Origin of the sequence: Bradyrhizobium sp. 142 (assembly GCF_023074015.1) — a bacterium.
Classification (GTDB): domain Bacteria; phylum Pseudomonadota; class Alphaproteobacteria; order Rhizobiales; family Xanthobacteraceae; genus Bradyrhizobium.
Genome location: NZ_JADPKQ010000098.1, coordinates 1 through 11,704, shown reverse-complemented (window position 1 = coordinate 11,704; position 11,704 = coordinate 1). Strand labels below are relative to the sequence as shown.

Below are 11,704 nucleotides of genomic sequence, written 5' to 3'. Positions count from 1 at the left end.
TCGTTCTCGCCCTCGTCAGAAGTCTGTCGCGATGTCCATGTTGCGCAAGAGCGATCCTGCGTCCGCGATCGCGCAAAAATTTATGACGCAGTAAGACTAGCTAGCTGCGCTTGGGGCGTCCCGGCAGCAAGCGTTCGGCCTCCGACCAGACTCCGAAGCTCACAACTCCCGGGGATTCCTGTCGGCTATACTGACCAATCCCCTTAGCCGGCATTACTGCTCGATGCGATCCTTAGCTTGAATTCTTCGGCACGCTGCTTTGCTGGAAGTGCTCGATGGCCGCGCCGTTGATGTCGACCCAGCGATGTTTCGACTGCTCGAAAACCGATCTGACCGGCGCCGGGTAGTTTGGGTCCGCGATTGCGCCAATGGCAACCCCGATCATCGCAGGCAGATTGTCGGCCTTCCAATACACCGTTGAACCGCAGTCGGGACAAAAATAGCAACGGACCTTGCCACCGCTTGCGGCGGCGCGAACGTACTCTTTTGGAGCCCCCGAGATCGTGACGACCTCAGCGGGGTAAAAGGCACCCACACCGAACGGCGCGCCCGTTCGCCGCTGGCAGTCAATGCAGTGACAGGCAACGACGAGGCTCGATGACCCCGGAAGCGACAGCGCAAGGCCGCCGCAGCCACATCTGGCGTCGACCATCAACACATACTCCCGTTCAGATCCGCCGCATCGGCCGACGCGTGTCAAAAAAGAAAGCCGTTTAACCGCCGCATCTGTGCGTCTTGAAATCTCCGGCGATTTTGCTCATGCTACCTTGAATTGAACAGTTTTTATATTTTACAACGAGCGAGCGCTGGAGGGCGATCGGAAGTCATCGGACGAGACTCAAACAAATTTCCGTCGCAGGCACATTATACAGCCGAGGTGCGTCCGAAATCTCCGAACATGAGGTAGTGTGCGCATCCGATGCGCTCAACCACCGTCCGACAGAAGGCCAAGATCATCGCCGGTGCCGTGGCGGCGATCGTCGCGACAGGCTTCCTGTTCGCGATCGCCATGGCCCTCCTGCTGCCGCAATAGGAGCTGCGGCTCGCCGGCGGCGCAACGCCGCCGGATCTCGTACGTCGCCCGGCCCCGGCAGCGTGCACCGTTGAGAGGAATTTCCCGACCACGTCCTTCAGCCGGTTGCTATCGGTCGCCAGCATCTTCGCGGTTGGGAGCACCTGCGAGGAGGTCGAGCCGGTCTCCGCCGCGCCCGCTGCACGTCGGTGATGATCGAAGAGACCCGTTGGGTGCCGTGGGCCGCCAGCTGCATGCTGCGGCGATCTCCTGGGTCGCGGCGCCCTGCTCCTCGACGGCCGCGGCAATTGTCGATGAAACATCCGACAGCCGCTCGATGGTGGCGGTGATGTCGCGGATGGTGTTGAGCAGGTCCGCGTGGTCGGTGCGCCCTTTGCGCCGAACGTCAATCCGCGCGCGCGGTAAGGCTCACGTCGGCGAGGCCTCCTGGCCCTCCCCGGGCCGGCCATGAGCACGCACCAAGGCCTCGACGAACGCGATTACCTCTGCCCGCTTGTCCGGCGACAGCGACAGAAAGGCGCGCACCAGCCTCAGGCCCTGCGCTTCCTCCGATTGTTCTTCTCCGGCATCCATCGGTTGAGTGTCGGACAATCGGGAAAAATATGCAATCCCTGCAGATACCGTACTTGATTCGGCGAACCAGCTTTGGTGGAATGGATCCAACAAAGGGTGGGCACATGAAGTGGATCAGGGAGCGCGACGAGCTGATCGCTCAGACACTGGCCTTCGTCCAATCGGTCACCGGCAGGAAGGATGACTTTCCCCTGCCGGCGGCCCCGGCCATGGCATCCGCCGTGACCACCGAGATCGTCGCCGTCCGGGCTGCTGCGGTCGAAATCGAACCGCCAGCGGCCACCTCACCGCTCGCCGCCCCGCAGCCTCGGCCCGTCCAGGTCCCGCCGCGGCGGACCGGCGTCGATGTACGCACCGAGATGCAGGCCCGCATCGCCAGTTTCCGCAAACACCAGGAGCGGTTCGAACGCGAACGGGAGGAATATTGCGCGGCGACCCTGAGCAGGCTCCGCGCTGCCATCCGCGACGTCCCGTCACGACCGCCGGCGGACAAGTAGAGTCGGTCTCAAGGCCCTTGTTACAGCCACGACCACACCAGCCAGAGATTGGCTGCGCAGGCGCCGACCAGTGCCAGCGTCAGCGGCAGGAGCATGTGCCCGCAGGAGGTTTTCAGGTCCGTCGTCATGGCCGAAAACATCCGCTGATTCCGGCAAATGAGTCCCAGGGATTCTTTTTTTGGGAATTCAGGACTTGTTTACGACTCACGGCCTGCCGCCTGGATCACGGCCCCGTGATTGTTCGCTGGCGGGAAACTCTTGCCTCCACAGCACGTTAACGGTCTTTGTGGGAGCGGGAAGCATGCCGTATGCCCTGTTTTGCAACGAGGCCCAGATCAGCAAGGCCTATCCGGGCGAGTCCGACGTCTGGAAGCTCGCGCAACGGAGCGGCCTCGTCGTGGACGTCAGTGCCGACGAGGAGCGGCCCGGGCCGCGCCGGGTGCTGGACAACGACTATGAGATCAAGCCCTGCCAGGCCGCCCAAGGCGAAGACCCCGCCAAGAACAAGGCGGACGCCGAGCAGGAGTCGAGGATGGAGTTGCAGTTGAGCTCGTAAGATCCGGCCGAAAGCCGCCCCGGCCCTCAGGGCATGGCCGTCGTCAGCGACGCCTGCTCGCCGGCCAGGGCCACACAGGCCTTGCGGCGGTGCAGCCCGCGGATGGCACCAGTGACCTTCAGCACCTTGCCGGACGGACAGGCGCTGTCGCGGACGAAGGCGACCTCATAGGGTGCCAGCATCAAAGGCTCGGATTTGAGGATTGTCTGTGCAGAGCACGGCAGTGCAAGGAAACACGAGACCACCACCGACGCCAAGATACGCATGTTCGTTGTCCCACCAGCCCGGCAATTCTCATAATACGCGTTCCGGAGCGCGAGTTCCGTAAGCGGCAAAAATTATTTTTGCTTTACCTCGGCCCCATGACGCGCCTGAGAAGGCGCGCGCCGGAACGTTTGCTTGCAAATGACGCGCCAGATGGTTCACACAAAGCAAACAACGGGCTGACGAACAAAGGCTGGCAAACAAAAGGCCGGCGAAGCAGCCGGCCTTTGTCAGATCGCGGCGCCTGGTAGATGTAGCACCTGGCGGCAGCTCAGTAGCGCGAGGCCGACGGGCCGCCCCAGCCGAAGCGGTAATTCACACCGGCCTTGACGGTATGCTCGTCCTCCCGGCCGCGGACGCCGACGATGTCCGCCGGGCCGGAGGTGAAGGTGGTGCTGCCGAAATTATAGTACTGGTACTCGGCCTTGGCCGACCAGTTGGGCGCGAACATGTATTCAAGGCCGGCACCGACGGTGTAGCCGTCCTTGCTGTTGCCGGTGGCGGTAAAGGCTTGCGGCACGCCGGCAATGTTGACGCCGAGACCGTTGTTGCGCCAGGCGTAGCCGCCCTTGGCGTAGACCAGCGCCGGCCCCCAGGTGTAACCGATCCGGCCGGTCACCGACCCGATCTGGTCGGTGTTCGACGTCACCTGTGTGCCCAGCGGGAACAGGGCACCGCTGTTGCTGGTCGGCAGCCACGAATATTGGGCTTCGACGCCCGCCACCCAATTGGGCGCGAACTGGTAATCGAAGCCGCCCTGTACGCCGCCCAGGAAGCGTGCGTCGCTCGACTGGAAGCTGCTGTCGCCGGCGAACGCGCCTCCGACATGGCCGCCGATGTAAAAACCGGTCCAATTATAGATCACCTGCGGCGGTGTGTAGGCCGGCGCCTTGGTGTAGGGGCGTGGCTGCATGTCGGCTGCTGCGGCTGGCGCTGCCAGCGCGAGCAGAGCCGCCGCGCCAAGCCAGATCGTTCTCATGATCATCCCCGTTCTTTCATATTCGACACTCAGCAAACAACGTGGCATGAATTGGGTTGCGTCGCGGCGATGCCGGAACGTTGATCGTCCGCAACTGTGACGGGGCGGCAACAAGCCGATCTTGTCCCGTCACGTCCGCTTGTGCCGACAGATTTTGTCCTCTGCACGAGGTCTGCCGTAACAATTTGTCGTGAGGCGAAACAACCCCGTTCAAAGCTCGCCAAACTGTGATCCAGCAGCTCCGGCAAGCGCAGTTCTAGCACCCGGCGATAAAGGCGGGCTTTGCGCTATCGCGCCATCTTTTCGAGTTCCGGAAAGGGTGCGTAAACCGCTCCGGCGCAGAGTTCGCTGGCGCGATCGATAACGCGGTCCGCCCGGCCGTTGACGAAGACCACGGCGCGCTCGCGCATTCCCTTGTAGCTGCCGTCGGTCTCGCGTGGCGCGAAGTGCAGGCAGCTCACGTAAAACTGCCGGCCGCCGACCTCGCGCAATACGGGCTCGGCCATGCCAGCGTCGCGAACGCCGACCGGGTTGTTCAGATATGTGCGCATGAGCGCCAGCGTGTCGCTGCGGAAATTATCGGGGAACGGTTGCGGACCTGCGTCCGCCAGGGAGGGACGGCCGCCGTTGCTGCCAAAACATGCCGCAAGCGCCAGCGGCAGTACGAGGATCGCCGCACGTTTCGCCAATCGCCTCACGGAATCGAATTCTCCCGCCAATCAGTCCCGGCAACGTTCTAGCCCCAAGGTTAGGCAAAGGGAATTCGGTCCTGCCCGCAAGGCTGGCGAATAGCGCACCGGCCCGCCGCCGGTGCCTGCGCTTTCGCGCAGGCACCAAGACGACAGGCCGGCCTGAAATCCGCGCGCGGCGGCGGGGCAATGCGGGGGATACCGCCGCGCGGGATCAGTCGTTAGCTACGCTTGTCGGCGGTCGCCGGCTTGGTGACGTCCGGCTGCGCCTTCAGCGACTTCTTGGCCGACACCTGCTTGTGGTGATGGCGGTGCGTGCGCACGCTCTTGTGCTCGTCGGGCGTGACGGCGGCGTTGGCGTTCATGGCCTTCGCCTTGGGCTCCACCTTGGCGTTCGCCTTGACGTCGACGGCCTTCGTGTCGGCCTTGACGCCGGCGTCCGGCTTCGCGGCGGTGTTCGACGCCTTGGTCTGGCTCTGGTCCGCCTTGATCACCGGCGCGGTCGTGGTGGTGGTCTTGCCGGTCTCGGCCGCGAAGGCCGGGGCTGCGATGACGGACGCTGCAAGCAAGGCTGCGGAAATGGTCTTCAACATGGTGGTCTCCTCTGTGAAGGATCTTGAGGCGGCGCCCTTTGCCAACCCTTCGATCGTGGGTGGAAGCCTAGGCGGCGCGCACTGAACCCAGTCTGAAGCCGGCTGCAGGCTTCCGTTCATCTCGATGACAAGTTTGTCATCTGCGGCCGGGCGAATAGACCGGGCTGCCGGGAATGTTTTGGCCCGTCGGGTGTTCCGGTCTTCAGGCAATCGTGTAGGATCGCCACGTTCCATACGGGAGAAGATGAATGCGCAAACTTTCCATGCTTCTGGTACCGGGACTTGTCTCGATGGCGCTGGCCGCCGGACCGGTGTTGACCAGCGCCTACGCCGCGGGCAGCGACGAGCCCTCGCCGCCGAAATCGGACACCTCGACCAAGAAGTCGAAGAAGAAAAGCTCCTCCGTCAGCGATCCCAAATTCCTTGCCGCCTATCGCACCGCCTACACCACCATCTACGATGGCCACGACTACACCAGCGCGATCGACCAGCTGAAGTCGCTCAAGCGCGACGACGTTGCCGACGTTGCCAACCTGATTGGCTACTCCTATCGCAAGCTCGGCGATTATCAGTCATCGAAGGTCTTTTACGAGCTGGCGCTGAAGGACGATCCGAACCACGTCCGGACCTGGCAGTATTACGGTCTCTGGCAGCTCGAGCAAGGCAACCGCGAACAGGCGCAGTATCATCTGAACAAGATCGCCTCGCTCGCCGGCACCGACAGCTCCGAATATCGCTCGCTTGCTGCGGCCCTCGACAAACCGACCGGCGCGACGCTCGTTTACTGAGACACCCGATCTGCGAACGACAAGAACCGGCACGACCCGCGGGGGTTGTGCCGGTTCTGCTTTTTCGGCTAGCCTTCGCGCCGCAATCCTCCCTTAGAATTGGTGCGCAATGGATGCGTGGCTACGATCCGCGGTCGACTACCTCGGCTCCTGGATCGAATTCCAACTGACGACGTCGCAACAGCCGGGCGTCATCGTCGCATTCGCCTATCGCGGCGAAGTCGTCGCCGAGCACGCGTTCGGCCTCGCCAATCTCGACACCGGCGAAAAACTCACCCCACGCCACCGCTTCCGTATCGCCTCGCATTCAAAGAGCTTTACCTCGGCCGGCATCATGAAGCTGCGCGAGCAGCGCAAGATCCGGCTCGACGATCCCGTCGGCGACTATGTCAGCGCCCTGCATCCGCGGGTTGCCGAGACAACGATCGCACAGGTGCTCTCGCATAGCGCAGGGCTGACGCGGGACGGCGCCGATTCCGGCCAGTTCATCGACAGCCGCCCCTATCTGACCCAGAGCGAGCTGCGCGCAGAGCTGAAGCTGCCGACCGTGATCGAGCCGGGCACGCGCTTCAAATATTCCAATCACGGCTTTGGCCTGATCGGCCTCGTCATCGAAGCCGTGACGAAAGAGCCCTACCCGGTCTGGATCAAGCGCGAGATCATTGAGCCCGCGGGTTTGCGCGAGACCGAGCCGGACGCGCCGCTTCCAAAGGGCGCATCGTTCGCGCGCGGCCACACTCGAAAAGTCCCGCTGGGCGAGCGCTGTGTGATCCCCGGCGATAATCCGACGCACGCCATGGCATCGGCCACGGGCTTCGCCGCCACGGCCGTCGATACGGCGCGTTTCTTCGCGCAGCTTGCGCCCAACGCAAGCAAGAGCGTGCTATCGGCCGCGAGCCGCCGCGAAATGACGCGCCATCATTGGCGCGTCCCGCAAATCTTTGAAGCCTATTACGGCCTCGGCGTCGGCGCCGGCAAGACCGACGGCTGGGACTGGTTCGGCCATGGCGGCCACTTTCAGGGTTACATCTCCCGGACCTGCTCCATCCCTTCTTGCGAACTCGCGATCAGCATCTTGAGCAACTCCATCGACGGTGCGGCGCCGTTCTGGATGGACGGCGCGATGCAGATCCTGCGCGTCTTCCAGACCCGCGGCGCACCTGACCGGCGCCTGCGCGACTGGACCGGTCGCTGGTGGACGATCTGGGGTGCGACCGACCTCGTGCCGATGGGCAAGCGCGTGCTCGTCGCCAATCCGCAGTTCAACAACCCGTTCATGGATGCCGGCGAGATCGAGGTGACCGGCCGCGACATCGGCAAGTTCGCTTCGGCCGCCGGGAACTCCAGCCACGGCGAGCCGGTGCGCCGCGTCCGTGACAAGCGTGGCAAGGTGAGCGACATCTGGCTCGCAGGCGCCAACGTCAAGCCGGAGCGCGTCGTGGCCCGCGAGATCGCGCGGCGATACAAGCCGCGAAAACGCCGGCCTGTTTAATCGAAGCATGATCTCCGCGCAAACGCGTTCCGCGTTTGTCGCGACGGAAAGCCGCTACGCACTTTGCGCTAACGCGGCCCTTCGGCTCCGGATCATGCCCTACTCCCTGATCAGCGCCTCGACCTCGCTGCGAAACGCCTGCCGCGAGCCGTCGTGTGAATAGAACATGTGGCCGCCGGGATAGACGACGAACTTCACGCGTTGCGTCGCAAAGGCCGGCAGTTGGTCGAGCACCCGCTTCGTTCCGAAATAGGGCGTGGCGAGATCGAACAGGCCGTGCGCGACCAGCACGCTCAGCTTGGCATCGGTGGCAAGGATCTGGCGCAGCTCCGACACCGACTGCGGCGGGCTGATGCCATTGCCGAAATCCCAATTGCGCTCGACGGCGCCGTTCAAAATTTCATAAGAGCCGTCGGGCCGCCAGTTGAGCTTGCGTGTCAGGACGTCGACCGCAGCACTTGTCAGCGGCGCCTGAAGCGCATCGCCTGAGGGATCGCCGAACCGGGAGTTGCCCGAATCCGGATAGGGATCGAAGCCGCGCACGGAGGCGTCGTAGCGTCCGGTCACCTTGCCGTTCTTGCGGTCCAGTTCACGGCGGAATTCACCGATGTCGAAGCGGCCGGCGAGCCTGCGGCTCACCGCCTGGTCGATGCCGGTCAGGCTGGCGACTTTGTCGGCAAGACGGTTGGTGGCCTCCTTGTCCGCCTCGCCCTTGATAAGATCAGCCAGGAACTCGCCGCGTGCGTAAGCCTCGACGTCAGCAAGATCGGCGCGCGTGACCGGTCCCTTGGCTTGACGGGCCACCGCGACGTAGCTTGGCAAGGTCGCGATATATTGCAGGAGGCTGGTGCCGGCGAACTCGCGAAAGTCGAGCAATGGCGACACCAGGACAAGGCCCCTGACGCCGACGCCGTGCTGGAGCTGCAGCTGACGCACGACCTTCGGTCCGCGAATGCCTCCATAGCTCTCGCCCGCGACGTATTTCGGCGAGACCAGCCGGTCGTGCTTCTCGAGCCAGCGGCGGATCACGAGCGCGATCGAATTGACGTCGCCATCGACCGAATAGAACCGTTTTCGTGCGTCGTCTCCACTTGCGGCGAAGCGGCTGTAGCCAGTGCCGACGGGATCGATGAAGACGAGATCGGTAAAATCGAGCCAGGTCTCCGCGTTTGGCTTCACCTCGGGCGACGCCGATGGCGACAGCGCTTCGCCGTCGAGCGGCAGCCGCCAAGGCCCGGCAGCGCCGAACTGGAGCCACGCCGACGATGCACCGGGCCCGCCGTTGAACAGGAACGTGACCGGGCGCGTGGCACGGTCGGCGCCGTCGAGCTCGTAGGAGGTGGTGGCGATGTCGGCAAGCGGCTCCCTCTTCTCGTCGAACACGCGGATCGAGCCGGCGGTCGCGGCGAAGTTGAGCGTCCGCCCGGGCAGATCGAGCGTCTGCCTGGTGGTCGAATCCGCCGGGAGACGATGTGGCTCGGCGGCAGATGGCGACGCGTTCTGCGCGCCAGCGCCGCGTCCGCCCTTCTGGCCGGTTGGCGCCGTTGTCTCGGGCCGCGGCTGCGGCGGATCATCCGCGCGCACGAACCCTGCAAAGGCGAATGCAGATACTGCCAGCACCAGCCCCGTTCGGCGCAGCGCCGACCAACGCATGACCATGACTATTCTCCCGGCCCGGCCGTACTTGCACATCATGGCTTGCCGGCCAGCGCCGGCCAAAGTTGTAGCGGCCAATTGCGACGGTTTGGGGGATCCAAAGCGCCTGGTTGAATTTGCGCACTGGGTCAGCCCGTCCGATCTGGATCATGGCACGGCCCCAGCCAATTCGAGCCAATTTTTTACCCTCAATCGAGACGGGCGGCCGCCCGACCCGCCGCCGGTTTGCTTTGAAGGGCTGTCATCCTCGACAATACAGGCCGAGGTGTATAGACGAGCCCGGCGGAACCTTCTCGAGCCAGCGGCCTACCCAGAAGCCATGACCAAGCCCTCGCGATACGACCGGATTGCCTTCGTCGCCAGCCCGAGCATCGAGGCGCAAGCCGCCTTCAGCCAGCTCACCAGGGACTATGGCAATTGCGACCCGAACGACGCCGACGTCGTGGTCGCGCTCGGCGGCGACGGGTTGATGCTCCAGACGCTGCACCGGAACATGAACACGGGAAAGCCGATCTACGGCATGCACCGAGGCACGGTCGGCTTCCTTATGAACGAGTACGCGACCCACGATCTGCGCGCACGCCTCGAAGCCGCGCAGGAATCGGAGATCCATCCGCTCTTGATGCGCGCCACCGATCTCAATGACCGCGTCCACCTTCACCACGCGATCAACGAGGTCTACCTGTTTCGCCAGACCTATCAGGTAGCGCGGCTGAAGATCCTGGTCGACGAGCGTGAGCGCATGTCCGAACTGATGGCTGACGGCATTATTGTGGCAACGCCGGCGGGTTCGACCGCATACAATCTCTCCGCCCAGGGGCCCATTCTGCCGATCAACGCCGCACTGCTGGCGCTGACGCCGATCAGCGCCTTCCGGCCGCGTCGCTGGCGCGGCGCGCTGCTGCCCAACACGGCCTATGTCGTGATCGAGGTACTGGAAGGCGACAAGCGCCCGGTGGCGGCCGTTGCCGACCACGACGAAGTGCGCGACGTCCGCCGGGTCGAGGTCCTGTCCGACAGGACCATCTCGATGCGGATGCTGTTCGATCCCGGCCACAGCCTGGAAGAGCGCATTCTGCGCGAGCAGTTCGGCTCCTGAAGGACCTGCCCGGCGCCTGCCGGTGCCGGTCGCAACGCTTCGTTAACCCTCGGCGCGATATGGTTAATAAAAGTTGACCACTTCGGCCCGGGCGCCATGTTCCGCATCGATTTCAACAAGCTGCGCTTTCTCGTCTGTGACGACAATCCGCACATGCGCCGCATCCTGCGGACTCTGTTGCATTCGTTTGGCGCGCGCGAAGTCTATGAGGCCGAGGACGGTGCGACTGCGCTGGAAATGTACAGTCACTACGTGCCCGACATCGTCATCACCGACTGGGCGATGCCCATCTTCGACGGGCTCGAGCTGGCGCAGATGATCCGGCAGCCGGACTCCAAGGGCAATCCCTACGCGCCGATCATCATGCTGACCGGTCATTCCGAGAAGCGGCGCGTCACGGTCGCGCGCGATGCCGGCGTCACCGAATTTCTGGCCAAGCCTATCTCGGCCAAGGGGCTCTACCAGCGCATCCTCAACGTGGTCGCCAGTCCCCGCCCCTTCATCAAGACCAAGACCTATTTCGGTCCGGACCGGCGCCGCAACACCAGCTCTGCCTATATGGGCCCCGAGCGCCGCGTCGGCGAAAAGCACGAGGTGCTCCAGCAACCTTCGCTGCTCGACAAGGCCCGTTCCTCCATCTAGCGCAACGTCTCGAGGCAGACATCATGGCGAAGAACGGCGCAAAGGACATCGAGGTCAAGGCCTTCGCCACGCATCAATTGATCACACAGCCAAATCCGCTGCGCAAGGTGCTGCGCCGGGTCGAAGACAAGGACATGGACGATCCGGTCGGCCGCGCCGAGCAGGCGCTGGCCGGCCTCTCCGGCGAGTTCAAGGACTGGATGGCGACTGAGGTCAACCGGCTTTCGGCCGCCTACGTCGCCATCCGCAATGACGGCTTCACCAAGGACAGGCGCGACGAGCTGTTCCGCGCCGCGCATGACATCAAGGGCGACGCTGCGACGTTCGGCTATCCGTCGGCGGCGGCAATCGCCGAGAGTCTCTGCCGCGTCATCGAGCACGCGCCTGATTTCGAGAAGGTGCCGGCCGAGCTGTTCACGCACCACATCAACGCCATCCTGGCCATCGCGCACGAGAACACAAAGCTCGACAGCATCAGCGTCTCTGCCGAGCTCAGCCGCCGCCTGCGCAACGTCGCCGACGATTATCTTGCCCACGTCAACCGCGACCGCCCCGAGCATCTCGAGGCGATCCTCGCACCGAGCATCGTGCCGCCGGAGTAGCTCTCTCTTCTCGTCATTGCGAGCGCAGCGGTCGCGGTAGGGACGCTCATTGCTGAGCGCCCCCCGCACAGATCCGTACGTGCGGCTTTCCCGCATACGGCTCCCACCTCGGGTGAGTGACGGCGAAGCGTGCTCGCGGCCAAGGATGACGGATGTTGGGCCTGGGGAGGCAGTCACAGGCGAGGCGACTGATCGTCTCCCACCTCATGCCATCGGTCTGGCTGCGGCGCCGGAGCGTGCG

General features: G+C 64.0%; 14 protein-coding genes and 1 pseudogene. 7 read left to right on the top strand and 8 right to left on the bottom strand.

All coding sequences use genetic code 11. The annotated features are described in order from the left end of the window. Nucleotides 1-232: 232 nt before the first annotated feature. From IVA82_RS10160 to IVA82_RS10150, 3 genes and pseudogenes are all read right to left on the bottom strand, one after another. Nucleotides 233-652, bottom strand: a complete 420-nt coding sequence (locus IVA82_RS10160; RefSeq protein WP_247383127.1) for a GFA family protein — start codon at nt 650-652, stop codon at nt 233-235. A gap of 437 nt (nt 653-1,089) precedes the next feature. Then, a pseudogene (locus IVA82_RS10155) lies at nt 1,090-1,381 on the bottom strand (methyl-accepting chemotaxis protein); the annotation flags it as partial. Between the two features lie 60 nt (nt 1,382-1,441). Continuing rightward, the gene (locus IVA82_RS10150) at nt 1,442-1,624 is read right to left on the bottom strand and encodes a hypothetical protein (RefSeq protein WP_247493285.1); all 183 of its coding nucleotides are present in this window, start codon (nt 1,622-1,624) and stop codon (nt 1,442-1,444) included. Between the two features lie 86 nt (nt 1,625-1,710). Between IVA82_RS10150 and IVA82_RS10145 the strand changes: the two genes are divergently transcribed. Continuing rightward, complete coding sequence (locus tag IVA82_RS10145) at nt 1,711-2,103, top strand: hypothetical protein (protein WP_247383128.1); 393 nt, start codon at nt 1,711-1,713, stop codon at nt 2,101-2,103. A 301-nt stretch (nt 2,104-2,404) separates the two neighbouring features. Next, nucleotides 2,405-2,659 carry a hypothetical protein gene (locus IVA82_RS10140; protein WP_247383129.1) on the top strand — a complete coding sequence of 85 codons (255 nt, stop codon included), beginning with the start codon at nt 2,405-2,407 and terminating at the stop codon, nt 2,657-2,659. Nucleotides 2,660-2,685: 26 nt separating this feature from the next. Here IVA82_RS10140 and IVA82_RS10135 read toward each other — a convergent pair whose 3' ends face one another. The 4 genes from IVA82_RS10135 to IVA82_RS10120 all read right to left on the bottom strand — a co-directional run bounded on the left by IVA82_RS10135 (nt 2,686) and on the right by IVA82_RS10120 (nt 5,184). Beyond that, a complete protein-coding gene (locus IVA82_RS10135; RefSeq protein WP_247383131.1) occupies nt 2,686-2,925 on the bottom strand; it encodes a DUF6719 family protein in 240 nt (79 codons plus the stop codon). A gap of 269 nt (nt 2,926-3,194) precedes the next feature. After that, the gene (locus IVA82_RS10130; protein ID WP_247383132.1) at nt 3,195-3,902 is read right to left on the bottom strand and encodes an outer membrane protein; all 708 of its coding nucleotides are present in this window, start codon (nt 3,900-3,902) and stop codon (nt 3,195-3,197) included. Nucleotides 3,903-4,189: 287 nt separating this feature from the next. Continuing rightward, nucleotides 4,190-4,600 (bottom strand): hypothetical protein, encoded by a 411-nt coding sequence (locus IVA82_RS10125; RefSeq protein ID WP_247383133.1) that lies wholly within the window; start codon nt 4,598-4,600, stop codon nt 4,190-4,192. Between the two features lie 212 nt (nt 4,601-4,812). After that, on the bottom strand, nt 4,813-5,184 hold the full coding sequence (locus tag IVA82_RS10120; RefSeq protein ID WP_247383134.1) for a hypothetical protein: 372 nt from the start codon (nt 5,182-5,184) through the stop codon (nt 4,813-4,815). A gap of 248 nt (nt 5,185-5,432) precedes the next feature. Here IVA82_RS10120 and IVA82_RS10115 point away from each other — a divergent pair, with 248 nt between their 5' ends. Both IVA82_RS10115 and IVA82_RS10110 read left to right on the top strand, forming a co-directional pair. Next, nucleotides 5,433-5,972 (top strand): tetratricopeptide repeat protein, encoded by a 540-nt coding sequence (locus IVA82_RS10115; protein WP_247383135.1) that lies wholly within the window; start codon nt 5,433-5,435, stop codon nt 5,970-5,972. A 109-nt stretch (nt 5,973-6,081) separates the two neighbouring features. Then, nucleotides 6,082-7,464 carry a serine hydrolase domain-containing protein gene (locus tag IVA82_RS10110; protein WP_247383136.1) on the top strand — a complete coding sequence of 461 codons (1,383 nt, stop codon included), beginning with the start codon at nt 6,082-6,084 and terminating at the stop codon, nt 7,462-7,464. A gap of 99 nt (nt 7,465-7,563) precedes the next feature. Here IVA82_RS10110 and IVA82_RS10105 read toward each other — a convergent pair whose 3' ends face one another. Further along, nucleotides 7,564-9,123, bottom strand: a complete 1,560-nt coding sequence (locus IVA82_RS10105; RefSeq protein ID WP_247383137.1) for a peptidase S10 — start codon at nt 9,121-9,123, stop codon at nt 7,564-7,566. Between the two features lie 316 nt (nt 9,124-9,439). Here IVA82_RS10105 and IVA82_RS10100 point away from each other — a divergent pair, with 316 nt between their 5' ends. From IVA82_RS10100 to IVA82_RS10090, 3 genes are all read left to right on the top strand, one after another. Next, entirely contained in the window at nt 9,440-10,219 is a 780-nt protein-coding gene (locus tag IVA82_RS10100; protein ID WP_247383138.1) for an NAD kinase, read from the top strand. 96 nt (nt 10,220-10,315) lie between these two features. After that, a complete protein-coding gene (locus tag IVA82_RS10095; RefSeq protein ID WP_148737958.1) occupies nt 10,316-10,861 on the top strand; it encodes a response regulator in 546 nt (181 codons plus the stop codon). Nucleotides 10,862-10,884: 23 nt separating this feature from the next. Further along, entirely contained in the window at nt 10,885-11,463 is a 579-nt protein-coding gene (locus IVA82_RS10090) for an Hpt domain-containing protein (protein WP_247383139.1), read from the top strand. Nucleotides 11,464-11,704: the final 241 nt, after the last annotated feature.

What these genes read in the sequence shown, in the direction of transcription:
- IVA82_RS10115 (WP_247383135.1), top strand. Translation starts at nt 5,433, where the DNA reads ATGCGCAAACTTTCCATGCTTCTGGTACCGGGACTTGTCTCGATGGCG.
- IVA82_RS10140 (WP_247383129.1), top strand. Translation starts at nt 2,405, where the DNA reads ATGCCGTATGCCCTGTTTTGCAACGAGGCCCAGATCAGCAAGGCCTAT.
- IVA82_RS10130 (WP_247383132.1), bottom strand. Translation starts at nt 3,902, where the DNA reads ATGAGAACGATCTGGCTTGGCGCGGCGGCTCTGCTCGCGCTGGCAGCG.
- IVA82_RS10120 (WP_247383134.1), bottom strand. Translation starts at nt 5,184, where the DNA reads ATGTTGAAGACCATTTCCGCAGCCTTGCTTGCAGCGTCCGTCATCGCA.
- IVA82_RS10135 (WP_247383131.1), bottom strand. Translation starts at nt 2,925, where the DNA reads ATGCGTATCTTGGCGTCGGTGGTGGTCTCGTGTTTCCTTGCACTGCCG.
- IVA82_RS10095 (WP_148737958.1), top strand. Translation starts at nt 10,316, where the DNA reads ATGTTCCGCATCGATTTCAACAAGCTGCGCTTTCTCGTCTGTGACGAC.
- IVA82_RS10105 (WP_247383137.1), bottom strand. Translation starts at nt 9,123, where the DNA reads ATGGTCATGCGTTGGTCGGCGCTGCGCCGAACGGGGCTGGTGCTGGCA.
- IVA82_RS10110 (WP_247383136.1), top strand. Translation starts at nt 6,082, where the DNA reads ATGGATGCGTGGCTACGATCCGCGGTCGACTACCTCGGCTCCTGGATC.
- IVA82_RS10160 (WP_247383127.1), bottom strand. Translation starts at nt 652, where the DNA reads ATGGTCGACGCCAGATGTGGCTGCGGCGGCCTTGCGCTGTCGCTTCCG.
- IVA82_RS10100 (WP_247383138.1), top strand. Translation starts at nt 9,440, where the DNA reads ATGACCAAGCCCTCGCGATACGACCGGATTGCCTTCGTCGCCAGCCCG.
- IVA82_RS10090 (WP_247383139.1), top strand. Translation starts at nt 10,885, where the DNA reads ATGGCGAAGAACGGCGCAAAGGACATCGAGGTCAAGGCCTTCGCCACG.
- IVA82_RS10145 (WP_247383128.1), top strand. Translation starts at nt 1,711, where the DNA reads ATGAAGTGGATCAGGGAGCGCGACGAGCTGATCGCTCAGACACTGGCC.